General features: G+C 41.7%; 17 protein-coding genes and 1 rRNA gene. 8 read left to right on the plus strand and 10 right to left on the minus strand.

Features of this window, described 5'->3' with window-relative positions; genetic code table 11:
* A 16S ribosomal RNA gene (locus tag BV375_RS30445) occupies window positions 1-253 on the minus strand; the annotation flags it as partial.
* 308 nt (window positions 254-561) lie between these two features.
* Here BV375_RS30445 and nadC point away from each other — a divergent pair.
* From nadC to BV375_RS30465, 4 genes are all read left to right on the plus strand, one after another.
* The gene (gene nadC / locus BV375_RS30450; protein WP_086767482.1) at window positions 562-1431 is read left to right on the plus strand and encodes a carboxylating nicotinate-nucleotide diphosphorylase; all 870 of its coding nucleotides are present in this window, start codon (window positions 562-564) and stop codon (window positions 1429-1431) included.
* 27 nt (window positions 1432-1458) lie between these two features.
* A complete protein-coding gene (locus tag BV375_RS30455) occupies window positions 1459-3456 on the plus strand; it encodes an ankyrin repeat domain-containing protein (protein ID WP_086767485.1) in 1998 nt (665 codons plus the stop codon).
* 392 nt (window positions 3457-3848) lie between these two features.
* A complete protein-coding gene (locus BV375_RS30460) occupies window positions 3849-5567 on the plus strand; it encodes a diflavin flavoprotein (protein ID WP_086767488.1) in 1719 nt (572 codons plus the stop codon).
* Window positions 5568-5790: 223 nt separating this feature from the next.
* A complete protein-coding gene (locus BV375_RS30465; RefSeq protein ID WP_086767565.1) occupies window positions 5791-7503 on the plus strand; it encodes a diflavin flavoprotein in 1713 nt (570 codons plus the stop codon).
* An 89-nt stretch (window positions 7504-7592) separates the two neighbouring features.
* Here the strand turns inward: BV375_RS30465 and BV375_RS30470 are convergent, their stop codons facing one another.
* The 3 genes from BV375_RS30470 to BV375_RS30480 all read right to left on the minus strand — a co-directional run bounded on the left by BV375_RS30470 (window position 7593) and on the right by BV375_RS30480 (window position 15316).
* Window positions 7593-8675, minus strand: a complete 1083-nt coding sequence (locus BV375_RS30470; RefSeq protein WP_086767491.1) for a response regulator — start codon at window positions 8673-8675, stop codon at window positions 7593-7595.
* Window positions 8676-8687: 12 nt separating this feature from the next.
* Window positions 8688-14549 (minus strand): PAS domain S-box protein, encoded by a 5862-nt coding sequence (locus BV375_RS30475; protein ID WP_086767494.1) that lies wholly within the window; start codon window positions 14547-14549, stop codon window positions 8688-8690.
* A gap of 401 nt (window positions 14550-14950) precedes the next feature.
* Window positions 14951-15316, minus strand: coding sequence for a Lin0512 family protein (locus BV375_RS30480; protein ID WP_086767567.1), 366 nt, complete (start codon window positions 15314-15316; stop codon window positions 14951-14953).
* A gap of 204 nt (window positions 15317-15520) precedes the next feature.
* Between BV375_RS30480 and BV375_RS36330 the strand changes: the two genes are divergently transcribed.
* The 3 genes from BV375_RS36330 (at window position 15521) to BV375_RS30490 (ending at window position 17853) form a co-directional block, all read left to right on the plus strand.
* The gene (locus BV375_RS36330; RefSeq protein ID WP_143842257.1) at window positions 15521-15775 is read left to right on the plus strand and encodes a hypothetical protein; all 255 of its coding nucleotides are present in this window, start codon (window positions 15521-15523) and stop codon (window positions 15773-15775) included.
* Window positions 15741-16490, plus strand: a complete 750-nt coding sequence (locus BV375_RS30485; RefSeq protein WP_086767496.1) for a phycobilisome rod-core linker polypeptide — start codon at window positions 15741-15743, stop codon at window positions 16488-16490. The genes BV375_RS36330 and BV375_RS30485 overlap by 35 nt, the downstream gene beginning before the upstream one ends.
* Window positions 16491-16833: 343 nt before the next feature.
* Window positions 16834-17853 (plus strand): LD-carboxypeptidase, encoded by a 1020-nt coding sequence (locus BV375_RS30490; protein ID WP_086767498.1) that lies wholly within the window; start codon window positions 16834-16836, stop codon window positions 17851-17853.
* Window positions 17854-18461: 608 nt separating this feature from the next.
* Here BV375_RS30490 and BV375_RS30495 read toward each other — a convergent pair.
* The 4 genes from BV375_RS30495 to leuS form a co-directional block, all read right to left on the minus strand.
* Window positions 18462-18713: a hypothetical protein gene (locus tag BV375_RS30495; protein WP_143842259.1), complete on the minus strand. Its 252-nt coding sequence runs from the start codon at window positions 18711-18713 to the stop codon at window positions 18462-18464.
* Between the two features lie 1367 nt (window positions 18714-20080).
* On the minus strand, window positions 20081-20407 hold the full coding sequence (locus BV375_RS39050; protein WP_086767502.1) for a transposase: 327 nt from the start codon (window positions 20405-20407) through the stop codon (window positions 20081-20083).
* Complete coding sequence (locus BV375_RS30505; protein ID WP_143842260.1) at window positions 20383-20844, minus strand: tetratricopeptide repeat protein; 462 nt, start codon at window positions 20842-20844, stop codon at window positions 20383-20385. Before BV375_RS30505 ends, BV375_RS39050 begins: the two co-directional genes overlap by 25 nt.
* 121 nt (window positions 20845-20965) lie before the next feature.
* Window positions 20966-23593, minus strand: coding sequence for a leucine--tRNA ligase (gene leuS / locus BV375_RS30510; RefSeq protein WP_086767569.1), 2628 nt, complete (start codon window positions 23591-23593; stop codon window positions 20966-20968).
* Between the two features lie 86 nt (window positions 23594-23679).
* Here leuS and BV375_RS30515 point away from each other — a divergent pair, with 86 nt between their 5' ends.
* Window positions 23680-24120, plus strand: a complete 441-nt coding sequence (locus tag BV375_RS30515) for a gamma-glutamylcyclotransferase (protein WP_086767506.1) — start codon at window positions 23680-23682, stop codon at window positions 24118-24120.
* 146 nt (window positions 24121-24266) lie between these two features.
* Here BV375_RS30515 and BV375_RS30520 read toward each other — a convergent pair whose 3' ends face one another.
* Both BV375_RS30520 and BV375_RS30525 read right to left on the minus strand, forming a co-directional pair.
* Window positions 24267-24887 (minus strand): zf-HC2 domain-containing protein, encoded by a 621-nt coding sequence (locus BV375_RS30520; protein ID WP_086767508.1) that lies wholly within the window; start codon window positions 24885-24887, stop codon window positions 24267-24269.
* Between the two features lie 167 nt (window positions 24888-25054).
* Entirely contained in the window at window positions 25055-25711 is a 657-nt protein-coding gene (locus tag BV375_RS30525) for a sigma-70 family RNA polymerase sigma factor (protein WP_086767510.1), read from the minus strand.
* Between the last annotated feature and the right edge of the window lie 296 nt (window positions 25712-26007).

Raw genomic sequence — 26007 nt, forward strand, 5'->3', positions numbered from 1 at the left:
CTGATCGTCGCCTAGGTGCGCTCTTACCACACCTACTAGCTAATCAGACGCGAGCTCATCTTCAGGCAGCAAGCCTTTTACCTCTCGGCACATCCGGTATTAGCCACCGTTTCCAGTGGTTGTCCCCGACCTGAAGCTAGATTCTCACGCGTTACTCACCCGTCCGCCACTGTGTCCGAAAACACCGTTCGACTTGCATGTGTTAAGCATACCGCCAGCGTTCATCCTGAGCCAGGATCAAACTCTCCATTTTGTGAATGAAATTGTTTGTTTTAGCTCTTTCGACTGATTTTAACCTCAGTCAGGTTATTTTCTTTACTGACGCAGTAGATTGTTGTATACTGGCTTTCAAACTATAATATTTTCAAGGTTCGGTCTCCTGACCGCGTCGCTTTTTCTCGCTCCGCTCTCAGGCACTTATCTAATATATCGAGCCTAATTAGCTTTGTCAACTCTTTTTTCCAAAAAAATTGAGTTATTTAAATTTGGAAGTAAAAGCTATGTGCAGTAAGGATTTTAGGTTATAGTGTTCCTGGAAGTTGACAAGGAAGCAATAAAGTTGTGAGCAAGTTTGGTGTTTTGTCACCTTGGCTAGTATTAGATCCACTGTTGCGTGGCTGGTTGTTGGAAGATATTGGTCGGGGCGATCGCACAACAAATAGTCTACTAGTCAAAGATGTCACACCAGGAACAGCCAAATGGATAGCGAAAGCCCCAGGAATCATTGCTGGCTTACCAGTTGCAGCTAGGGTATTTCAGCTTTTGAATGAAAAAGTCAGTTTTGTGCCAATGACAAATGAAGGGGCATCGTGTGAACCAGGACAGGTAGTAGCGGAAATTCATGGTTCATTGGACGCGCTGTTGATGGGAGAACGGGTGGCGCTTAACTTAGCTATGCGGTTGAGTGGGATTGCGACTCTCACTAATATATATGTAGAGCAAATTGCCGATTTACCTGCTCAGTTGGTAGATACACGCAAAACTACACCAGGGCTGAGATTGTTAGAAAAATACGCAACGACTGTGGGTGGGGCAATTAATCATCGCATGGGACTGGATGATGCGGTCATGATCAAGGATAACCATATTGCTGCGGCTGGAGGGATTGGCGAAGCAATTACCCGTATCCGTTCTCAGATCCCTTATCCCCTAACAATAGAAGTAGAGACAGAAACTCTAGAGCAAGTCAAAGAAGCGCTAGAGAATAAAGCTGACATTATTATGTTGGACAATATGCCTCTAGATATGATGTCTCAGGCGGTGCAGATGATTCGCGAACAGTATAGCCATATCAAAATTGAGGCTTCGGGTAATGTGACTTTGGAAACGATTCGGGCTGTGGCGCAAACGGGTGTGGATTATATTTCTAGTAGCGCACCAATTACACAGTCTAAGTGGTTGGATTTAAGTATGAAAATTCCACTTAAATAAACAACAATAGTCGCATTTGGTAAGATTATGGCGTTTGTGGATGAAATCACACCTGAACAACAATCTTTAATGCCAAGTTACCGCGACAAGTGGTATGACATAGCATTTTCGACAAATAGAATTAACTCCCAGCAGGCTATTGAAGCAGTTCAATCTGTCTATGAATTGCTAAAATTGCCAACCCCAGAGATTGAATTATTTGATAGTTTATATGCAGCAGCGATAGCAGCGAAAACACTATATGAACGTCCTTACTTCACTGAAGATGGTTCAGCATACGCAACAGAATTAATAGGCAAGCTGCATGAGAAATTGTATATCAATAACGAAAATGCTATTGGTCATTGGGATGAATTTATTAATTCTCAATTGCGTGTGGATGGAACTTCGGAATTAGACAGTCAGTTATCAGAAAGTTTAAAAGATTACCTTTTAGAAGGTAAATCGCAATCATTTTCATCTGGCTATAACTTTTATTGGTTTGTTCCACTCCACTGGTATGCTTGTAAAGGTGGATTCTTCGATTTTCATTTTTCTGTGGTAAGTCATAGGCTATTTCAGCCTTATGATGAGGATGCCTGGGAAGTATTTCAAAAACTGGTTAAATCTTGTGGTTGGATTATTCCTTTTGAGAAAATTTGTTTAGTTTGCGATCGCCCGTCTCAGTTCTTATTTAATTCAGAAAATCTCCTTCATGCAGAAGGAGAAGCGGCGGTTAAATTTATTGATGGTAATGGGCTTTATTCTTACCACGGTGTAACGCTGCAAATGGAATATGGGCAAATGCAACCTCATCAATGGCAACCACTGTGGTTATTAGAAGAAACTGATACAGAAATAAAACAAATTCTAGTTCGAGCTATTACCAGTAAATCTGATAAATATAAAATTCGCTATTTTAAAGAAGCTTTAGAAATGGCTGCCTGCTTGGGAAGGCTGAATATCGTACAACAAATATTAGCAATCCAAAAGTTTGATGGACATTCTCTATCTAATGCTCTTGCTCATGGAGTTTGGAGTAAAGATATCAAAATTGTAGAAGTTTTGATTGCGGCTGGTGCTTACTTAAATCTCCGCACAGATTGGGGGACACCTTTGATTGCTGCTGCTAGAACTGGAGAAGTGAGGATTGTCCGTTACTTGGTAGAAGCAGGTGCAGATCCAAATCTGTGGATTGACTATGATGGATACATGAGTCCACTTTCAGAAGCAGTCTATGAAGGACATCAGGAAGTTTGTGATTATCTGCTTCCTTTAATTAGAAATCGAGAAGATATTGAATATGCCGAACGAGAATTACCAAAAGCAGTAATTCGCAAACAGCGACGAGAAAATAAATCCTTACAAAAATTCTTCGATGCTGTTATAGACAGTGATACAACCACAGTGTGTCAGTTAGTCGCACAAGGTTTAGATATAAATTCTTTAAATGAAGATGGTAGTACTGCTGTTCATTGTGCTGTTGCTGGTGGCAATGTAAAGATGATAGAGTTGCTGGCAGAATTAGGAGCTGATTTAAATCGCCTCAATGAAGAGGGAAAAACACCCTTGATGTCAGCAATTGGCATCTACGCTTTTCAAGCTAGGGCATTGCGGGCATTGATTCGTGCTGGTGCTGACATCAACTATAAAGACCAGGAAGGATATACAGTTTTAAATTATGTAGTTTTAGATCCAGATATTCCACCAGTTTTTACAAAAATACTCTTGAAAGCTGGCGCTCAATATGGTTGTTGGAAAGGAACAGAAATTCATCTGGCAGCCGAGATTGGTAATGTCAGGTTAATTAATCTTTTAGTATCTTCTGGGATAGACGTTAACCAGTTTGCTTCAGATGGTTTGACTCCATTAATGAAAGCTGTTCTACGCTCTAAACCTTGGGCGATGCGAACTTTGATTCGCTCTGGTGCCAATGTCAACAGTAGAACTGAAAATGGTGAAACAGCCTTATATCTTGCTGAATATGCAGGGCAGAAACATCCAGTGATTAAGAAGATTTTGCTACAAGCTGGTGCGACTTACTAAAAAGCAATAATTTTACGCTAAGTAATAATAGCTACTCTTTTCAAGTGTAATTGTGTATGAATACTAAGCAATGATATATAAAAGCTAAATCCTAGATACATCGGTGGTAATTTTATGCTTTTTGTTACAAAATTATTGCCAAGATCGAAATGATATGTATGATAAGTTTGGGATTTTAAATTATGCCAATAAATATCAATATTTAATACGCAATACTTGGAAAAAATTTGATTTTTAGTATATTTTTTGAGTTAAAAAATATGCTGAAAAAGAGCAACAATTGCTACAAGTTTATTTCTACAAAAACTAGCTTAGATGACAGCTTAAAGAAAAAATTATAGGGACAATGAGTGCAGACAAAAATACTGTTGTTTTGCGCTCGGAGACGAATAATGGTAGCGATCGCAGAGAACGTTCAGCATCGGCTAACTATACAAACTGTAGAAATTGCCCCTAACACAACGGCGATTCGCTCTCTTGATTGGGACCGCGATCGCTTCGATATCGAATTCGGACTGCAAAATGGTACGACTTACAATTCATATCTAATTAGGGGTGAGCAAACAGTTTTAATTGATACTTCTCACCAGAAGTTTCGGAAACTGTATTTAGAGACACTAAAAAGTCTTGTGAACCCCAAGACTATTGATTACATTATTGTCAGCCATACAGAACCAGACCATAGCGGCTTGGTAGAAGATGTTCTCCAGTTAGCTCCTAGAGCGACTGTTTTAGCTTCCAAAATTGCATTGCAATTTTTAGAAGGTTTGGTACACGAGCCATTTTCCAAGCGGATTGTCAAAAGTGGCGATCGCATAGATATTGGAAAAGGACACGAAATCGAATTCGTGAGTGCGCCTAACCTGCACTGGCCAGATACAATCTTCAGCTATGACCGCAAAACTGAAGTTATCTATACCTGTGATGCTTTTGGAATGCACTTCTGTGACGATCGCACCTTTGACGAAGACTTAGAGGCGATTGAAGCTGACTTTAGATTTTATTACGATTGCTTGATGGGTCCCAATGCGCGCTCCTTGCTGAATGCGATGAAGCGGATGAGCGATCTGGGGAAAATAAACATTATTGCCAACGGTCACGGGCCTTTACTGCACCACAACCTAGACGTGCTGACCGAATGTTACCAAAGTTGGAGCCAAAGACAAGCAAAAGCAGAAACCACCGTCGGCTTGTTTTATGTCTCAGAATACGGCTTTGGCGATCAGTTGATTCAGGCTATTGGTGAAGGAATCCAGAAAACTGGAGTTGGGATCGAAATGATCGATCTCAGTTCCGCTGAACTCCAAGAAATTCAAGAACTAGCAGGTCGAGCAGCTGGCATTATTATCGGTATGCCGCCTACTACTGCTGCTGCTGCTCAAGCTGGTATCAGTTCCCTGCTATCTGTGGTCAAAAGCAAGCAGCTGGTAGGATTGTTTGAATGTTACGGTGGCGATGATGAACCCATTGATACACTCCGCAGAAAATTTATCGACTTGGGTGTGAAGGAAGCCTTTTCAGCAATTCGGATTAAAGAAGCTCCCAGCGCTTCGACATACCAGCTTTGTACAGAAGCGGGTACGGATTTGGGACAAGTGCTGATGCGCGAACGCAACATTAAGCAGATCAAGTCCCTCGACGTAAATATGGAAAAAGCGTTGGGTCGGATTAGCAGTGGATTATATATTGTTACCACCAAAAAAGCTGATGTCAGCAGTGCAATGCTTGCATCCTGGGTAAGCCAAGCAAGTTTACAACCCTTGGGATTAACAATAGCTGTAGCTAAAGACCGCGCCATTGATTCGTTAATGCAAATAGGCGATCGCTTTGTTCTGAATGTCCTAGAAGAAGGCAATTATCAGGAACTGAAGAAGCACTTCCTCAAGCGCTTACCTCCTGGTGGCGACCGATTTGCTGGGGTAAAAACTCAAACAGCGAAGAATGGTTCTCCAATTCTGACAGATGCCTTGGCATATATGGAATGTGAAGTGCAAAGCAACATTGAATGCAGCGACCACTGGATTTTATATTGCACAGTCCAAGAAGGTCGTGTATCCAAATCAGAAGGACTGACAGCCGTTCGCCATCGCAAAGTAGGTAACTACTACTAAGCACAAAAGTTCTGAGTGCTGAGTAACGAGTGCTGAGTGGTTAAGGTACAAATTGCACTCAGCTTTCTATTTCCCCATTTGGCTATGGAATATTACTCAGCACTTCATACTCAGCACTAACATGAGATTTCCAAATCCCCTCACCCGCGTCTTTAAATTCGCTAAAAACTGGGTAAATCCTACCCGGTTTTTCCAAGTTTTTCGTAAATCTTACCCGAAATCTATGAGCAATTCCAAACCCCGTGACGTACAAGTTTTGCCCATTGCGACAAATACTAAAGTTCTGAGAGCACGTAGTTGGTCACGTCTGCGGTTTGAAATTGAATATGCACTTGAAAGGGGTACAACCTCCAATTGCTATTTAATTGAAGGTGATAAAACTGCAATTATTGACCCGCCTGCGGAAACTTTTACCGAAATTTATCTCGAAGCATTACAGCAGACCCTTAACTTGAAACGTTTGGATTATGTAATTTTGGGTCACTTTAATCCTAACCGCGTTGCAACTTACAAAGCTCTGCTTGAACTAGCACCGCAGATTACATTTGTCTGTTCGCTTCCTGGTGCTGCAAATTTACGGAATGCTTTCCCTGATGAGAGTTTGAATATTTTGGTGATGCGGGGAAAAGAAACTCTAGATTTAGGTAAGGGCCATGTTTTAAAATTCCTTCCTACTCCCAGTCCTCGTTGGCCAGAAGCGCTTTGTACCTACGATCAACAAACCCAAATTCTTTACACAGATAAGCTTTTCGGCTCTCATATCTGTGGTGATGAGGTATTTGATGACAACTGGGAAACATTCAAGGAAGACCAGCGCTACTATTACAACTGTTTGATGGCTCCCAATGCACTGCATGTGGAAGCAGCTTTGGAGAAAATCTCCGATTTACAGGTGAGAATGTATGGTGTTGGTCACGGGCCTTTGGTACGCACCAGCTTAATCGAACTCACCAAATCTTATGGAGATTGGAGCCATGCTCAAAGAACCAGGGAAATATCTGTAGCATTGCTGTATGCTTCAGCTTATGGAAATACAGCAACTTTAGCACAGGCGATCGCTCTCGGATTAACTAAAGGTGGAGTAGCAGTCAAATCAATCAACTGCGAATTTGCGCCCCCTGATGAAATCCGCACTACCTTGCAAGAGTGTGATGCATTTATCATTGGTTCTCCTACTATTGGTGGTCATGCACCTACCCCCATTCATACCGCTTTAGGAATTGTCCTCAGCGATGGTGATAACAATAAACTGGCTGGGGTGTTTGGTTCCTATGGCTGGAGTGGTGAAGCCTTTGACTTAATTGAAGGTAAACTCCGGGATGCTGGCTATAAATTTGGTTTTGAAACCCTCAAGGTCAAGTTTAAACCTGATGATGTGACTCTTAAATACTGTGAAGAAGTAGGCACAGACTTTGCCCAAGCTATCAAGAAAGCGAAAAAAATCCGCGTTCCACAACAATCCGCTACTCCTTTAGAACAAGCTGTTGGTCGGATTGTTGGTTCAGTTTGCGTAGTCGCAGCTAAACAAGGAGAAGTTTCGACTGGGATGTTAGGCGCTTGGGTATCTCAAGCAACCTTTAATCCACCAGGAATTACTGTTGCGATCGCTAAAGAACGAGCAATTGAATCGTTGATGTATCCAGGTGGTAAATTTACCTTAAATATTTTAGAAGAAGGCAATCATGTAGACTACATGAAGCATTTTCGGAAATCTTTTGCCCCAGGAGAAGACCGATTTGCCAGCTTTAGTACAGCAGTTGCTGATAACGGTTGTCCTGTCCTCACTGATGCGATCGCCTATCTTGAATGCTCTGTGAGTCAACGTCTAGAATGTGGCGATCATTGGGTTGTTTACGCAACTGTTGATAACGGTAAATTACTCAAACCTGATGCAGTGACTGCTATTAACCATCGGAAAACAGGTACTCATTACTAGATTTTACTAGCTCACCTGTAAATAATTACAGTTAGGTTAACAAGGAAAGGGACAAGAGCAAAAACCAAATTTGCCTTACCCTTTTCCTTTTAGGAACTATCTTTTAAGAATACTGTAAAAATACTACCTTGTGGATGATTATCTTCAACAGTGATGTTGCCGTGATGCGCCTCTATCGCCATTTTACAAAAAGCTAATCCTAAACCAATTTGCGTAACTTCTTGCATTAAATTTCCAATTTCATACTTATCGAAAATTCTTTGGCGGAGGCCAGCAGGAACTCCTGGTCCAGAATCAGCAACTTGCACTTTCACTATTCCTGATTCTAAATACTCTGCTCGTAGGATGACTTGAGAGTTCGACGGCGAGAATTTAATTGCATTAGAAAGTAAATTATCCAGCACTCGCCGGAATATGGTTGCATCTATTTTAATAATCTTGCTCAGTTTCGGTAATTCACTCACTAAAGTCAGCTGCTTTTGACTAGCGATCGCCTCAACATCTGCTACGGCTGAAATACAAATTTCATTAATGTTTACTTCTGTATAATTGAGAAGCATTTTGTCAGATTTTAACTTTGCCATCAGCAACAAGTTATCAATCAAAGATTGGAGTTGTTGTACAGCAATATCAATTTGAGCTAGTTTTCGTTGCTGTTTTTCAGGTGTTAGTCCAGGAAGCCGGAGAATATCAACCGATAGGACAATACTAGCAAGGGGATTTCGTAAGTCATGCACAATCATGTTAACCATGTCCTCTCGCAGCTTCAGCAAAGCTTGCTGGTTGTCGTACTGCTGCTTAATCCGCAACATCGAATTAACTCTAGCTCGTAACTCTACACTGTTGACGGGCTTGCTAATAAAGTCATCTGCACCTGTCGCCAGACATTGAGCCAAATCTTCTTTAGTAGTCAATGCCGTTACTACAATGATTGGCACCATCTGCCATTGCGGGTCAGCTTTGATACGTCGGCATACTTCTAGCCCATCCAGATCAGGCATCATTACATCCAGCAAAATTACATCGGGTTGAAAACTATCCAGGCGATCGAGAGCTTGTTGACCGCTAGGAGCGTAGTAGAGCTGATAGTTTTCTCCATCTAGTAAGGTTTCAACAACATCAAAGTTATCTGGTTCATCATCAATTACCAAAATAGAGGGTTGAGTGTACATGCAGAATTATCGCTATTTGGCTAAAAGTTGTTGAATTGTGATTACAAGCTGTTTGAGTTTTACGGGTTTGGCCAAATATTCGTTAGCTCCAGCTGCTAAACAAATTTCGCGATCGCCTGGCATGGCTAGTGCCGTTAGCGCAATAATTGGAACATGAATAAATTGCCGCTCTTCACGAATGCGACGCATCGCTTCTAGTCCATCCACGTTCGGCATCTGTATGTCCATCACAATTAAGTCAGGTCGTCTAGCTAGGGCAAGATCAATAGCTTGTTGTCCATCTTTTGCCAACACCAGATGGAATCCTCGACTTTCAAGATAGCTGGACATTGTATCAATATTTGCTTGGTTATCTTCTGCCAGCAAAATCAAAGGAGCTTCTACATCTGGTTTCGGTACTACCATCGATGCAAATAAGCCAAGATGGGCAGGATGTTGTAGTTTTTCTAAAGTTGCCTGAAACTGAGCACGAGTAATAGGTTTTACTAAATATTCTGAAGCACCATGAACCATTGCTTTAGTGTGCTCATCCACTACGGAAATGATAATGACTGGAATTTCTTTAGTTTCTGGGTGGGCTTTGAGTTGATGAAGTACGTCCCAACCCGACAGGTTTGGCAGTTGAATATCTAAAAAGATCATAGCAGGTTGAACTCGCAACACTTCATCAACAGCGCCTTCGCCTTGAGGATAGACGATGGGTTGCATTTCCATTTCATTGAGGTAACGAGTAATTTGTTCAGCCGCAGAAACCGAATCTTCGATAATTAAAACTGGAGAATTAGCAGTAGGTAAACGACGGCTAGGCAATGAAACCGTTACCTGGTTTGTAGATAAATGAACACTGGCTTTGTAGGGAATGCGGACGGTGAAACAGCTGCCTTGTCCAACTTCACTACTAACTGATACTGTTCCTCCATGCAAGGTAGCAATTCGCTGCACTAATGCCAATCCTAAACCTGTGCCGTTATAGTGACGATTGAGACTGCTATCAAGCTGGATGAAGGGCTGAAACAACTTGCTTAGATCTTCAGGACTGATGCCGATGCCAGTATCAATCACACAGAAGCAAAGGTAAGGACTATTAGTGAACTGTGGTTGGGGGACTGAAGATTTCCAGAAAACGTGGTGAGATGTTAATTCGCAAGACTGGGAAGATGAAGCAATTGGTTCCTGCTCTGCTGTACTTCTATGCATCTCCCTATCTTCTAGCCAAACTTCTAACGTTACAAATCCCCCTTCTGGGGTGAACTTGACCGCATTGCTCAACAAGTTGATGAGCACCTGACGTAAGCGGCGTTCGTCTACTTGAATGTTACCAAGATTGTTGGCAATATTAGTATTGAGGTGAATATTTTTCTTCAACGCCATTTGTTTGATCAAGGCGAGGCTGGAATCACAGAGGCTTTTAAGCGCAACATCACTCAACTGCAACTCGAATTTGCCAGATTCAATTTTAGATAAATCCAAGATGTCATTGATCAGTTCTAGCAGATGTCTGCCGCTGCGCTCGATGGTGGCGATCGCTTTTGCTTGGCGTTCATTTATAGAACCAAACACGCCTTCGTGAAAGCCTTCCGACATCCCTAAAATTGCATTCAGAGGCGTTCGCAGTTCATGGCTCATATTGGCGAGAAATTCGTCTTTAAGGCGAGTGGCGCGGGCCAGCTGCTCATTTGTCTGCCGCAATTGTTCTTCAGCTTGTTTGCGTTGGGTGATATCTTCATAGGAACCCAAGACGCCAAATACCTCGCCCGCGCTATCGGTCAAGGGAACTTTGCTAGTTCGTATCCATATTTGCTCACCATTGAGATTATTTATTGGCTCTTCGTAACCCAGTTTGGGAGTTCTAGTGTTCATCACATAGACATCATCTGCACGGTAGAGGTGTGCCCACTTTGCCCAGGGTAAATCCAAGTCGGTCTTGCCGAGAATTTCATCGGGAGCGAGTTGAAAATCGCTAGCAAATCCAGGGTTGCAGCCTAAAAACCGCGACTGGCGATCTTTCCAGAATACACGTTGGGGAATTGTATCAAGTACCAATCGCAGCATTGTGCGTGATTCTTCCAGTTTTTGTTCAGCTTGTTTACGTTCGCTAATATCTGTAACTCGCACTAAGTTAAGGTTACGTTCGGCTACGGTAATGGGTTTGGCTGCGATGTTGCCCCAGAAAGAGTTACCTTGATGAGTAACATATTCAATTTCTCGACTCCAAAAACCTTTTGACTGCATTTGTGCCAAAATAGCAGCCATTTCGTCCGCAGAGAATTGATGGCGTTGGAGTGTATGCCCTTCAATGCCGATTAGTTCAGCTTTATCAGCAACCTCAAAGAGTTCTATTGCTCGCCGATTACAATCCAAGGTAAGCAGCGTTTGCGGATCAACTAGAAACAGAGCATCGGTAGATTCGTTGAAAATTACTTCCCGCAATCTCTTGTTGCGGACAAGTTCCTCTTCGGCAAGTTTGCGAGCTGTGATATCCGTGAGTGTAGCGATGTAACCAATAATGCTGTCTTCAGAGTCGGTTTCAGGTAACGCCTGGACATAAAACCAAATAGTGCTACCATCTGGACGCAGAAATCTGGCTTCATTCTGGTATGGTCGTTGTTGCTCAAATGCTTGAGACCATTCTGTAAAGATATGATCGCGGTCTTCCGGGTGTATGGTTGCTATCCATCCCATCCCGAATGCTGCTTGTGTTGGTCTAGCTGTCATTTCGTACCAGCAATTGTTCGCATAAACACAATTCCCAGTAGTGTCAAGGCGGAAAATCGCAACTGGTGAGGCTTCTGCTAAAGTTGCATAACGGCGTTCGCTCTGCCGCAGGGCTTGTTCTATTTGTTTGCGTTCGGTAATGTCTAAGATAGTACCGATCAACTGTTTGGGTTTGCTATCTGCATCTAATATGACTTCGCCCCGAGACAGTAAATTGCGCAAACTTCCATCTAGGCGATAATAGCGATACTCTATTTCATAGGATTGCCCAAGGGCGATCGCTTGCTGCACCATAAAATTGCAACGATCGCGATCGTCGGGATGAATATACTGGAGCATTTTGTCGTAGCTAGGTATAGCAGACCGAGGATCGCGTCCCAAAATGCGAAAGACCTCATCTGACCAGATTGCTGTTTGCGTTTGTAAATCAAATTCCCAACTACCCAAATTAGCAATTCGCTGGGCGGTAGCCAGGTGAGCTGCGCTTTTACGGAGTTGCGCTTCCATCTGTTTTTGCTGGGTAATATCTTTGGCAATACCCAAAAATCCAATAGTTTCTCCTTCGTTATTATGCAGAGCTGTAACTGTCAGAATTACAGGAAAGCGAGAGCCGTCTTTGCGAATATAAGTCCATTCATCTTCATAGATTTTTTCTTGTTGGGTAATAATGGTAAAAAATTCTAAACCTGGTGCAATTTCCTTGCCTAGTTTCAATGAGAGTGCTGCTGCTTTTTGCTCGATTTCTGCTTGGTCATGCAGTATACAGCTTGGCGTCATCAAACCCACCACTTCATCTGCTGTATAGCCAAACATTTTTTGAGCACCAGCATTGAAGGTTTGAATAATGCCTTGGGAATCGGTGGAAACAATGGAATAATCAGTCGCATCCAAAATCGCTTGTTGCATTCTGGAAAGAGTTAATAACTGCGCTTCTGCTTGTTTGCGTTCGGTGATATCCGTTCCTGAACCTGCCATACGAATCGCGTCGCCTGCTTCATCCCACAATGCTTGCCCTCGATCCAGTACCCAGGTATAAGACCCATCTTTACACCTGACTCGGTATTCTTCGCGAAACAAAGGCGACTTGCCCGTCAGATGATCTGCAACTGCTGTTAAAACGCGATCGCGATCGTCTGGATGAATTTGGGTTGCCCATTCCTCAATGTTGTAGTTAATTTCATCTTCTGCAAAGCCGCGCATTTCTTCCCAACGGCTGGAAAAGAAAACTTCATTGGTTTTAATATTCCAGTCCCAAATCCCGTCATTGCTACCTCGCAGTGCTAACTGCCAACGTTCTTCACTCTCCTTTAAAGCCGCTGTGCGTTGTTCTACTCTAGCTTCAAGTTCCTGATTCAATTGTTGCAATGCTTGTTCTGCATAGATGCGCTCAATAATGCTTTCTCGTAGGAAGGCTTCAGCTTGTTTGCGACTTGAGATATCTTCAATCACAGAAATAAAGTAGTTTGGTTCACCAAAACGATTGCGCACCAGCGAAGCTGTTAAGTTAATCCAGACAATGGAACCATTCTTGCGGATATAGCGTTTCTCCATTGAGTAGGTGGAAATTTCACCAGCTAAGAGTTTTTCTGCCTGCTGCAAATCGGCTGCCAAATCTTCTGGATGGGTAATCTCTTGAAAGGTTAAGGTCTGGAGTTCAGCTTGAGGATAACCAGCAATTTCACAGAAGCGCTGGTTGAGGCGAAGAAACTGCCCCTGAAGCGATAGGTGACTCATGCCTACAGCAGCCTGCTCGAATGTACAGCGGAACCGTTCTTCGCTCTCCCGCAGAGAATTTTCTGCTTGTTTGCGTAAGCGAAGCTCGTTGTAGATATCACTAATGTCCTTCAAAACGCCCAACATTCGCAATAGTTGCCCAGTTTCGGCGTAGACTCCCTTTCCTTTCTCAGATACCCAATGAATGCTGCTATCCTGCCACAATAGTCGGTATTCCACAGCATAATCAGTTTGTGTAGCGATCGCTTGATTAAATTCCCTTTCTACCCGTTGCCGATCCTCTGGATGTATCAGGCTCAACCTTTGCTTAGAGGTGAGCTTCGAGTCACTCATTTCATAGCCAAAACAGCGAATTGTATTTTGATTGAGAAATAATTCATCAGTGCTTGGGTTCCATTCCCAATAGCCGATGTGAGTAAAATTTAGAGTGATCTGAAGTTTTTCTTCACTGACTCGCAGCGCTGCTTCTATTCGTTTGCGTTCTAGCAGTTCTGCTTGTACCTGCTCATAAACACTCGCCTGCTGAATTGCGATCGCTATTTGCACAGCGACTTGCTCCAAACAGTCCAATTCTGCCGCTTGCCAATGACGCGATGCAGAACACTGATGAGCTATTAACAATCCCCATAATTGATCTGTAACCAAAATGGGGACTACCAAATTGGCTTTTACTTCTAATTGTTCTAGCAGATGCAGATGATAGTCTGCTAAACCTGCTTGATAGATATCAGCGATCGCTTGTTTTTTTCTCTGGCGATCATCGGCTGCTGTAACCTCTTGAAAGTAAACATCTTGAAACTGCCTACCCAGAGTAACTGTCCAACCTGGAAGTACCGACTCGGCAACAACATTACCGCTCATATCTGGCTGAAATTGATAGACTAATACCCGATCTGCCTTGAGAAACTGCCGCACTTGTTTTGTTGTTATCCGCAGAACCTCTTCTAACTTCAGAGATTCACAAATTCGCACAGCGATCGCGTTAATTAATTGTTGCTGTTCTCGACTTTGTTCTAGCTGCCGAGTTAAATGCATCCTTTCAACTGCATTATGAATAGCACGTTGAAAAATTTCTAAGGTGAGCTGATCTTTGACCAAATAATCTTGGGCACCGCTTTTCATCGCATCAACAGCGATGATTTCATCTGCGTGTCCCGCCAACATAATAATAGCGGTTTGAGTATTGCTCAGGCTTTCCCTAAACTGCTGAATAAGCTCTAGCCCATCTCCAGCGAGTAACAAAAAATTTAGTAAGATGATATCTGGCGTTTCCTGCTGACACCATTGCATCGCCTCTGTTGCCCTCTCAAACTCCAAAATGCGATAAGTATGCAGGCTGTCCTGCTTTAAAAAGCGGCGACATGCCATCCGGTCTACAGCGCAATCATCAATCAAGAGGATGGTAAAGCAGGAGCGATCATTCATAACTTATTAAAAAGATAAACGCGATCGCGTTTTAAAAAAATTGTACCTCGATAACTATCATGTTAAAAAGCTGACGTAAATTAAAAAACATTTATGCATGGCATAGATAAGTGTTTATACTTGTCTAAAAGTACAAAGTTAGCTGAAAGAATGTAGACGCAGAAAGGTTTACCGCAGAGTATGCCAATGCCAACGGCTCGAATTTTTTTACAAGTAGTTAGCCAAAATTAAGATTATCGGCGTTTATCTGTGGTTAATTTCTTATTTTTGTAGCTTTTGTTAGAAATTCAGTCTGCAAATTGGAATACTGCTAAGGTAAACCTTGCAAAAGCATAATCATGATATTTGCAGATTACCTATAAATATGTTGTTTCTACTAAATCTTCCCATTACTGCCAAAGTTATTCAGATTCAATTAAAACAGTAACAGCAGCAACAGCTATCAACATTTCGTCATTTTTATCATTGAGAGAGGGAATTGCTCGTCCTTGAACTATCATCCCCCCAGACTCGACCTTAAGGCTTTTACGCCCAAAAGGCAGTACCGCTAATACTTCTTCTTGTCGTACTTGTTCGGGGTATGGTACTGCTACCTGGACTTCCACAATCATTTCATTGGGGTCACTTAAACCAGCTACTTCCCAAACACCAGGTAAAGCATTATGAGCGATCGCATTACGTACTGCTCTTGCTGCTGCTACTGTCGGTTCCTGTCCGTGCTGATCGATTCCCATCCCCATCTCGATAATTAAACGTTTTAGCGCCATAGCTACCTCCCAAAATTTTCTACGTTTGTCCTTTGTTCCTTTGTCTCTCTCCCCAGCGTCCGAAGAGCTTGTAATCATTACTTTAATTGAACTTCCAAACCATCTTTATCCAGTAATTGTTACAGTGATTGTAAAGGAGCTAGCGCCACTTGCTCCAGAAAGTATGGAATCTCTGATGACGGTATTTCGTGATTATTACTGCTTTTGAAGGTAAAAGCGTATATTGTCCGCATCCTTACCTGCATTGGTGGCGATCGCGCTCTAGATTTGCTAGTTAATTATGCTCAAAATCGTAGAGCTATAGTTTTCGAGCGATGTCTAAAAAAGGCTACGCCTACGCCACAGTCGAAGCCAGCACTGCTTTTACCAAGTCGTGATGCAGGAATTAGTGAATCCTCATCTCTACACTTTTGTCAGCATAACCATGAGTATTCCTTTACTAGCTTACGCTCCCTCTAGCCAAAACCAAAGGGTAGCAGGATTTGAATTGCCTGGAGACGAACATCCCAAAATCTACACCACTGATGCCACTGCTGCAACCGCAGAAATAAATGAGTTGATTTGGGCTGCTTATCGTCAGATTTTTAACGAACAACAAATTCTCGTTAGTAACCGTCAACTGGCTTTAGAATCGCAGTTGAAAAACAGAAGCATTACCGTAAGGGATTTTATTAGGGGATTGACTATCTCTGAAACCTTTCGCTTACGCAACTACGACACAAACAACAACTACCGCTTTGTGGAAATGTGCGTACAACGTCTTTTAGGACGAAACGTTTACAGTCAGCAGGAAACAATTTCCTGGTCTATTATCCTAGCTACCAAAGGGTTGCATGGGTTCATTAATGCATTGCTAAATAGTGAAGAATACCAAACGAATTTTGGCGAGAATACTGTTCCCTATCAACGTCGCCGGATCATTTCTCAGCATCACTTAGGAGAGCTACCTTTTGCTCGCTTTCCCCGCTACGACAGCTACCATCGTCAACAACTTGCGCAACTAGGATATTTCCAAGCCAAAGCTCCTCTAGCATATCGCTGGGAGTGGCAAAAACCACCATATCTCAAAGCTTACCAAGTAATTTCACTAGCTACTTTGTACGCGGGATTTATCCTTTTAGGGGTAGGAGCAATTTTTGTTATTCTTGCTTACTACGGTGTAGTCTCGCTGTAATGTAAGCTTTTAAACCTTAGATATAGCAAGGTTAAATAAAAGGTGGCTTAGTTTTTACAAGTCAATGCAATTGAATTGCAGGTCAATGCAATCAAATTGCAGGTCGATGTAATTGAATTGCAAGTTGATGCAATCAAATTGCAGGTCGATGCAATCGAATTGCAGGTCGATGCAATCAAATTATAGGTTGATGTAATCGCATTACAGGTCGATGCGATGTCTACGTCCTTGCGGGTTAAGTCGCTTAACCCGTTTTTGTCACTTTAGTTGGAGAATAATTGACAATCCTGATTTTTCAGGATTTATTCTTGGGAGCGTGACACAAGAGGGTTAAACTGCCTTCATGACCATCAATCGCCGAAGATTTCTTACTAACTTTGGACTAGCTACCTTAGCCACTCAGTTACAACCATTGACTGTCCAAGGTCAACTATCTCCCCAGACTACCCTCAAACCACCTCGTCTGCATATAGGCGACATCGTAGGATTAGTTGCTCCTGCGGGTATCGTTGACGCCCAAGATATAGAAACAGCACAACGTAGCCTTACAGATTTAGGTTTAAAAGTCAAGTTAGGGAAACATATTTTAGATCGTTATGGATATTTAGCAGGGAAAGATAGCGATCGCGCAGCAGATTTAAACGCTATGTTTATCGATCAATCGGTGAAAGCGATAATCGCCATGCGTGGTGGCTGGGGCTGTAATCGCATTTTACCCTTACTGAACTACACTAATATTCGCTCTCATCCCAAAATCTTGATGGGGTTCAGCGATATTACTTCTCTATTGTTAGCCATCAACGCCCGTAGTCGAGTAATTACCTTTCATGGGCCAGTTGCCACTTCTACTTGGAATCAGTTTACAGTGGATTACGTTAAGCGCATCCTGTTTACTGGAGAAGCGGTGAGATTGCAAAATCCCACCATTAAGGAAGTGCAATTCTCGACCATCGCACCAGGCAAAGCTAAAGGTAAACTTGTGGGTGGTAACTTATCTGTACTATCAGCGATGATAGGTTCACCTTATCTACCTTCATGGAACCAAAGCATCCTGTTTGTGGAAGAGATAGGTGAAGATGTGTATCGTGTAGACCGGATGCTGACCCAGTTAAAGAATGCTGGGATACTCAATCGCATTGCTGGCTTGATTTTTGGGCAATGCACCAATTGTAGTTTGGGAGATGAACCAAATTTTACATTAATGCAAGTATTGCAAGACCACATACTACCTTTAGGCATTCCTGCTTGGTATGGTTCCGCGATCGGTCATATTAAAGATAAATTTACCTTGCCAATAGGTGTGCAAGTGGAAATCAATGCGAATGTTGGAACAATACAGATGTTAGAACCATCTGTGAGTTGATGTTGAATTATTCATTTTGGCCGATTTTTATCTATATTTAGAGGTTAACTGTAGTTTTTCTCAACTACATACCATCGCTACTTCTTAATTCATGAACTGATAAGCTGTGACCCATTTAAACTGTATATTGACTTGTCAGGGTCGTTCTTTGTCCTTGTGCAAATAAATTTATCAAATTTTTATATTCATAATTAAAAATGGATCTTCAGTACCTGTTATGCTAAAAAATTAAATTTAAAGATGAAAAAAGGTAATTAACTATATCAAAATATTGCTGTAACCATTACTGTACTTGACACAGAATGTCGAATATGCAACTTTTTATTGCGATGAAAAAAATTATGCTTTTTTGAAAAAGCTGAAGAAACTTTGACTTGTTAATTTTGACTCCTAATTTTTTTATTATCCCTTAATCAAACCTGCGCAGTTTCTAACTAATTTTCTTAAATAATTGGAGCCATTTTGGCTTCATTTTTTACATTTTTACGGCTCTTTTCATTCCAGGGTACGTACAATACTAGACATCTTAGTGTCAAGCCCCTGATTAATCAGCTAATGTGCCTTTAAATTGCATAATCCGTAGCATCGCGAAGACCTGGGAATGCTGTTTAAATAATGATTAGCTTAGCAACAAGCAGCCTGTAGTCTACGTTGAGATCGGGATTGTGGCGAGAATAACCTACTACCTCATCAGCTTTCCAATCCAACCAAGGCGTTATAGAAGCAAAATTGTTTAGGATTTTTGGGCAAAATCTAATATCACCGATTTCAGATGTCGAAGCATTGCCTAGCGTAGCCGATATCGATTCCTGGTTAATGGGTAAGGAATTGACAACTACCAACCTCAGTATTTTGCTCAACTAGGCTGTTGCTGATGCCTTGTGAACGATCGCCTACTTATAGTCCTTATTTATACTAAATACGTAAAATGCTTACGCTCTTGCTTGGTCTTGATAGACACCATCCATCGTGAGCCTATTTTAACTAGTGTCAGTTGATAAACTGTCACTCACTAGATTCCCAGTATGATTATAGAAGAGATATTCTTAGTTAGTGCAAGGAGTGATACCACTTCACCGCATGTTTGTTACAAGTTATCCTCGCAGTGCTCTTCTTCAGGGGTGATTGCGGATTTCAGATGTTGCATCAAACAAGTGAATTGGTATAAAGTTATACGGGAAGGCGCTTGGGTCAGCAAAAATCTCAAGCGCTTTTTCGTGTATAAATGAAAAAAATTACTCTCTGAAAATAAATTATAAAAGTTCTTAAAAGCACACGCTATTTTAGGCAATCCACTAGAAATGTAACAGAAATTACGACCTTGTTTGGTTAAGCTCCACGCAGGGTTATGTATAGAAAAGACGAGTATTGGAAAGTTTTTTATAAGCCTGGGGAGATTTAAATGGATCGTATCGCCAGTGTTTTCAAGCTTCATGCATTCTGAGCGATCGCTTCTTTGTGCGTTCAGTAAGTACTCCTTTGAAAAAATGCCCAACTGGGTGCAGTATCTCTACACTTCGCTGCTTACCTAAGCTATCTCTGTTATTAAATCTTATGAATAAGTAATCTTTGTAGATTGTGTAAATTACTCAAATGCTTATCCTATATAGATTTTTGGTTATTTTAAACGCAATTTTTTATTTGTTTATTAAAATCTTGCAATAATTTTAGCCATTTTGGCGGGAAGTTACTCAGAAGTGTTTTATGCTTTTTACAAGAAGTAAATATAACAATATGCCGGACCAAAATGCTTGTTTTTAGGTATTTTACTCAGGTTTAATTTTAGCATTAACTGTGAAAAAAATACCATAATGACATATCAGCTTCTGTAATTTATGCACAGACGTAAAAAAATGTCCGAACTATTGGTATAAAACAGTATTTCAAAAGCTATTGAAGTAGTAGCTCTCAGGATACCTTAGAGTAAAATTTCACTATGCAAAAAATCTTTGTTTTTTAAATGTACTTTGGCTGTGTGAGTACTTAACCTTTAAAATTATTGTCCTTAATTTAAAAAAATCATGTAATTTAATACTCTATTTTTGCAAATATTTTATTTATAAAATACTAAAATATCACATTTCTCTTTGCAAATCTTACACAGTTATGTAGTTCTCTAAAGTACAGAGATTTTTTGACAATTTTGTCAAAAAGTTATTTATAAAACCTGATTGTAAGCATTTTTGCCAAAATAAAATTTCAATGACAAATCAAGGTATGCGCTCATTCAATGCATGGTAAGCAAAGACTGTACAACAGGTATCACCGCAGAGAAATCCTCTAAAATAATTTCATATTCAGCTTTTTTATCGGCTAAATTTGTTTTCTTAATTAGCTCTTCTACATTTCTCTTCTCGATTTTTCTTTGGATGTCTATTTCTTTATTTATTTGCATCATCACATGAAATCTATCTGCTACCACTGTTGCAGGTTCTAAAATCACACAAGCAATCTTGCCAGGATGTTGAGCAAAAATTGCCTTAACACTTTCAATATTGTTGTAACGGAATTTCACTGTTAAATCTTGAATCACTTGGGGAATATCAGCAGACATGGGTGTACTGCGTACTGGGGATTGATGATTTTAAGCCCAAGGCGGTAAGCAGCGATCACTTTGGGAAAGTTCTTCTGTTGTTGGTAAATCTTCGCTAAGTTGAAGCAAACTTCATCGTTGTCAGGGTGCAATTCTAAAACTTTTTCATAGGAAGCGATCGCTTCTGCTAATTCGCCTTGTGTTTGCAGCACAACACCCAAGTTGTAATAAGCTTCTCCTAAGTCAGGCTGTAGGGCGATCGCCTGGCGATAATAAGCAATAGCAGTTTTGCCATCACCTGCTTTTTTCCGCGCCATGCCGAGTTTGAGTTTGAGTGCTGCATAATACGCTAGTTGTTCAACAGAGAGTTTTTCTTGGGCGTGGAGGACATTACCTAAATTGACATGGGCTTCAGCGCAGTTGGGCTGGAGTTCCAAGGCTTTTTGATAGTAGGCGATCGCTCATCTTAGGAATTTTCAGGATTTATTTAATGACCTAAAAAATCAGAAAAAGGGCGTGATGGTTGTAGTTAAAGATGACCAACTATTAGCTATTGCCCTTATTTCTCTTCCTGTGTCTTTAGCTGACTACAAAATTCACTAACTTCCCAGGCACCACAATTACTTTTTTAATCTCTTTACCCTCAATGTAACGTTGGGCAACTTCTGATTCACGGGCATATTTTTCCAAGGCGGCTTTATCTGCTTGCGATGGCACTTGAATTGCACCACGAGTTTTGCCCATAATTTGAATTACTAAAGTAATTTCATCCGCTACCAAAGCAGCAGGGTTAAAAGATGGCCAAGCTTGAGTGTGGACAGAATCAGTTTTCCCTAATAAATGCCATAATTCATCAGCCATGTGTGGTGCAAAAGGAGCTAATAACACCACCAAACTCTGAATTCCTTCCGCATAGATTGGTGAATCTTTACAGCTGGCATCAGTAAGGGCATTACTCAACTTCATTAACTCAGAAATAGCTGTGTTGAATTGATATTCGTCTTCTACATCTTCTGTAACCGCTTGGATAGCTATGTGAATTGCCCGCCGCAATTCTTTTTCCGGTTTCGTCAAATTTGAGATATCGGCTTTCTTTTCCGATACCCTAGCGGCAATGTAATCTGTTACTAAGCGCCAAACCCGGTTCAAAAAGCGAAATTGTCCTTCTACATCAGCTTCATCCCATTCCAGATCTTTCTCTGGTGGTGCTTTAAACAAGATGAACATCCGGGCTGTGTCTATACCGTATTTGCTAATTACATCTTCTGGTGCAACACCATTGCCTTTGGATTTGGACATGGTGGCATACAAGCGTTGCAATGGTTCCCCTGTTTGAGGATCTCGCGGGTTGCTTGGGTCTACTAAATGGGAAGGAATCCATTTATCTTTACCGCCCTTATTGGGATTCATGTAAGTTAAACCCTGCACCATGCCTTGAGTCAACAGGCGTTGGAACGGTTCGTCAAAGTTCAACAAGCCTCTATCCCGCAGTACCTTAGTAAAGAAACGTGAATACAACAAGTGTAAAATTGCGTGTTCAATCCCACCCACATACTGATCCACTGGCATCCAGTCATTAGTTTTACTGGAATCAAAAACTTGCTGTGCGTTCTTAGCATCAGGAAACCGCAAGAAATACCACGATGAATCAATAAAGGTATCCATCGTGTCAGTTTCTCGTTTGGCTGGAGTACCGCAAGTTGGACATGGCACATCCACCCAGCTTTCTAACTGTGTCAAAGGTGAACCACCGCGTCCGGTAAATTCCACTTCTTGTGGCAACTCGACGGGTAAATCCTTGTCAGGGACTGGTACTATACCACAGTTAGGGCAGTGAATGACTGGTATTGGTGCTCCCCAATACCGCTGCCGCGAAATCAGCCAATCTCGTAAGCGGTATTGCACCCGCGCTTTGCCAAAACCTTGTTGTTCGGCGTATTCAACTATTGCTTGCTTGGCATCTGTGGAAGCTAAGCCACTAAAGGAACCCGAATTAATTAAAATTCCTGGGTCTGTATATGCCTGGTTATATTCAATTTGGATGATGTTTGAGACTTCACCATTTTCATCGGGTATTGTTGCACTTAAATCTTTATCTGCAACTGCTTCGGGTTCGACAATCACAAACTCAATCGGTAGATTATATTTATTAGCAAACTTGAAATCTCGCGCATCATGAGCAGGCACACCCATCACTGCTCCAGTACCATACTCATACAGTACATAGTCAGCAATCCAGATAGGCAGTTCTTCTCCAGTAAATGGGTTAATTGCCTTACCACCTGTAGGAATGCCTCGCTTAGGTTTGTCTTCAGCAGTACGTTCCAACTCACTTTGATTGGCAACTTCTTGAATAAAGGTTTCTACGGCTGCTTGCTGTTCTTTTTTGGTAACACGCTTTGTTAGGGGATGTTCTGGTGCTAATACCAAGTAGCTAACACCATAAACTGTATCTGGGCGTGTAGTGTAGACGCTAATTTTTTCATCCAACCCAACGATGGGAAATTCCAGGTATGCACCTGTTGATTTGCCAATCCAGTTTGCCTGCATCAATTTGACGCGTTCTGGCCAACCTGTCAATTTATCTAGGTCATTGAGTAATTCTTCGGCGTAGTCAGTAATCTTGAAAAACCACTGCCGTAAGAGTTTACGCTCAACTTTTGCACCACTGCGCCAAGAACGTCCTTCGTTATCGACTTGCTCGTTTGCTAATACAGTTTGATCAATGGGGTCCCAGTTAACTGCTGCTTCTTTTTGGTAAGCTAACCCTGCTTGTAAAAATTGCAAGAAAATCCATTGTGTCCACTTGTAATAGTCTGGTGAACAGGTAGCCAATTCACTGTCCCAGTCAATAGACAATCCCAGACGCTGCAATTGCTGCCGCATCTGGGCGATATTTTGATAAGTCCATGTGGCTGGCGGCACACCACGATCAATGGCAGCGTTTTCTGCGGGCAAACCAAAAGCATCCCAACCCATTGGGTGCAATACCCGGTAACCTTGCATTCGCTTGAGGCGAGCTATCACATCAGTAATTGTATAATTACGAACGTGACCCATGTGTAGGCTGCCCGATGGGTAAGGGAACATGGACAAAGCGTAGAATTTTGGCTTGTCTCTATCTTTAGGTGTTTTATCTAAGCCAAGTTCTGCCCATGCTTTTTGCCATTTTTCCTCAATTGCTGCTGGGTTATATCGGGAATCCACCAAAAATGCTCCTACTGGAATCTTGTCTATGTCTGCCTCCATATTGTAGATGCTAGGCAAACAAATTCAGTTGGTTAAAATAAGCTATGACTGAATTAAAAATAAAATTTTCTGATACAGTGCGTATTTTTGTTTACGGCACTCTTAAACCAGGTGAAGTTAATTATAAAAGATACTGTGCTGCTAAGGTCATAGATACCAAAAGAGCTATAACTCAGGGTAAACTGTTTGCGCTGCCGATGGGTTATCCAGCCATGACACTAGAGAATAGCCAAGTCCAAGGATATTTACTCTCATTTGCCGACTTAGAAATTTTAGATCAGCTAGATGAACTGGAAGATTACCAATCTCATAGAAACTTATCAGAAAATCTCTATAATCGGCAGCAAATTGAGATATACGATTTGCAAGGGCTATCCTTGGGTTTTGCTTGGGTTTACTTCATGTCGCCGGAAAGAATCACCCAGCTAAAAGGTATCCCTCAAGCTGATGACTGGTGGAGTGGCTGCGGTTTAAAGCAAAGCTAAGTTTAGATAAAATTTTAGAAATTAACTCTTAATATCATGTCCTGTAGAATAATTGTCATTGCGAGCGGAGTGCCAGCATAGCATGGCTTCGCTTAGCGCAATGACAGATAATTAAGTAATTAACTGGACTTGATATAACTTGACGATTAGTTAAAATTCTGTTCAACATCTCCCTGTTTAGGCTGTTGGTGATGCACTGGTTTTGTTGGAGAGGCTACTGCTGCTTTAGGAATTTCGATTACTGGGTTATTTAAGGCCACCATCAGCGGTGATGCAGGAACAGCAGCAGGTTCTGGCATTTTTTGTGTGGGTTCTATTCTTTGTTGAGCCAGTTGCAGCGTCCTGGTATCGCCACTAGGGATGATGCCGGATACTGAGCCAATTACACAAGCAGCAATGGCAGCACCTCCAAATGCCCAAGCTAACTGTGAACGGCGACGCAAACGAGCCATAACTTGCTGGACTGTTTTTTCTATGGGCTGTTCAGCGGCGGGCACGGGCATAGTTCGCAAGCCTTGCCGTAGCTTTAACAATCGGGCATACAAGCATTTAACGGAGGCATCGTTTGCCAGCCATTCTTCTACTTGTCTACGTTCGGCAGCTGTTACCTCACCATCGAGGTAAGCACTCAATAACTCGAAGCGATCGCGCTTCACCATATCATCCATAGCACCCGTTGATTCATTGGTATGCTTAGCCATTCCATCTGCTAAATCTTGAGGAATTTGCAAGCGAGAACGGTCGTAAAACTGAGAATCAGTAGTCATCTTAACATTATTACCAATTCATACACGGGTAAAGACAGTGAATATTTTTGAGAAATTCATCAATTTTTTTCCTAATAGCAGACTATCTTTAAGCCTTCTGCACAATGATTAAACATTATTAATTAATGCTTAAATTCTGCCCTTTGGCAGAGGAAAAATACTGTAACTCATGAATCTAGATAATTTTGCAGATGGGCTTGCAATCTGGATCTAGCTCTAGCGATTCTCGACTTCACAGTTCCCAAAGAAACTCCAGTGATTTCGGCAATTTCTTCATATGCCATACCTTCGATTTCTCTAAGAACAATAGTAGTACGGAACACCTCTGGTAAATCGGCGATCGCTTCTCGCAACTGCTCGTAAAATTCTCTAGTTGTCAGTTCTTCCTCTGGTCCGGGAGTATCTCCAGCAATTTCCCAATCCATCTCACCATCATCTACCGAGCGGGGAGCATCTAGCGACAGGGGACTAACAACCCGCTTGCGTTTGCGCAACTCGTCGTAAAACAAGTTGGTAGCAATGCGGCTTAACCAGCCCCGAAATTTAGCTGGCTCTTGTAATCGGTTAATATTCCGATACACTCGAATCCAAACTTCTTGAGCTAAATCAGCTCGGTCAGCCCAATCTGGTGCTAAGTGGTATAGCACTCTATCGACCTGACTTTGATAACGGTGCAATAATTCTGCAAACGCAGCACGATCGGGACGCAGTTCAGCTTGACAGCGCAAAATTAAATCGTGATTAGAGAGTTTGTCAACTTGCACTGATGCTTCTGGGCACCTCGCATCAACCGTTGACCAGGATACAGTAATCGATTGACTCATAGATCGTACTGGCTTTAAATCATCCCTTACTATTAGACCTGCTAATTGGTAAGAAGTTCCACAATCAGGGACGGATTTATGACTGGAACAATGCGGTATATAAGTTTGGGTCACTTTATAACAATCTAACTAATCATTTTTTGGCTCTACCTATGACACAGCATGGTTTTTAGCCATAATTTAGTAGATATTATCAGCACAGCAATCTTACTTACATTTGTGCTGCTACTGACATCTGGCACTATACGCTTGACATCTAAGGTAAAAAGTGTGCCAAGAAAAACAGGAAAATCCAA

It is taken from the genome of Nostoc sp. 106C, from assembly GCF_002154725.1.
Lineage (GTDB): Bacteria > Cyanobacteriota > Cyanobacteriia > Cyanobacteriales > Nostocaceae > Aulosira.

What these genes read in the sequence shown, in the direction of transcription:
- BV375_RS30455 (WP_086767485.1), top strand. Translation starts at nt 1,459, where the DNA reads ATGGCGTTTGTGGATGAAATCACACCTGAACAACAATCTTTAATGCCA.
- BV375_RS30460 (WP_086767488.1), top strand. Translation starts at nt 3,849, where the DNA reads ATGGTAGCGATCGCAGAGAACGTTCAGCATCGGCTAACTATACAAACT.
- BV375_RS30465 (WP_086767565.1), top strand. Translation starts at nt 5,791, where the DNA reads ATGAGCAATTCCAAACCCCGTGACGTACAAGTTTTGCCCATTGCGACA.
- BV375_RS30470 (WP_086767491.1), bottom strand. Translation starts at nt 8,675, where the DNA reads ATGTACACTCAACCCTCTATTTTGGTAATTGATGATGAACCAGATAAC.
- BV375_RS30475 (WP_086767494.1), bottom strand. Translation starts at nt 14,549, where the DNA reads ATGAATGATCGCTCCTGCTTTACCATCCTCTTGATTGATGATTGCGCT.
- BV375_RS30480 (WP_086767567.1), bottom strand. Translation starts at nt 15,316, where the DNA reads ATGGCGCTAAAACGTTTAATTATCGAGATGGGGATGGGAATCGATCAG.
- BV375_RS30485 (WP_086767496.1), top strand. Translation starts at nt 15,741, where the DNA reads ATGAGTATTCCTTTACTAGCTTACGCTCCCTCTAGCCAAAACCAAAGG.
- BV375_RS30490 (WP_086767498.1), top strand. Translation starts at nt 16,834, where the DNA reads ATGACCATCAATCGCCGAAGATTTCTTACTAACTTTGGACTAGCTACC.
- BV375_RS39050 (WP_086767502.1), bottom strand. Translation starts at nt 20,407, where the DNA reads ATGTCTGCTGATATTCCCCAAGTGATTCAAGATTTAACAGTGAAATTC.
- BV375_RS30515 (WP_086767506.1), top strand. Translation starts at nt 23,680, where the DNA reads ATGACTGAATTAAAAATAAAATTTTCTGATACAGTGCGTATTTTTGTT.
- BV375_RS30520 (WP_086767508.1), bottom strand. Translation starts at nt 24,887, where the DNA reads ATGACTACTGATTCTCAGTTTTACGACCGTTCTCGCTTGCAAATTCCT.
- BV375_RS30525 (WP_086767510.1), bottom strand. Translation starts at nt 25,711, where the DNA reads ATGAGTCAATCGATTACTGTATCCTGGTCAACGGTTGATGCGAGGTGC.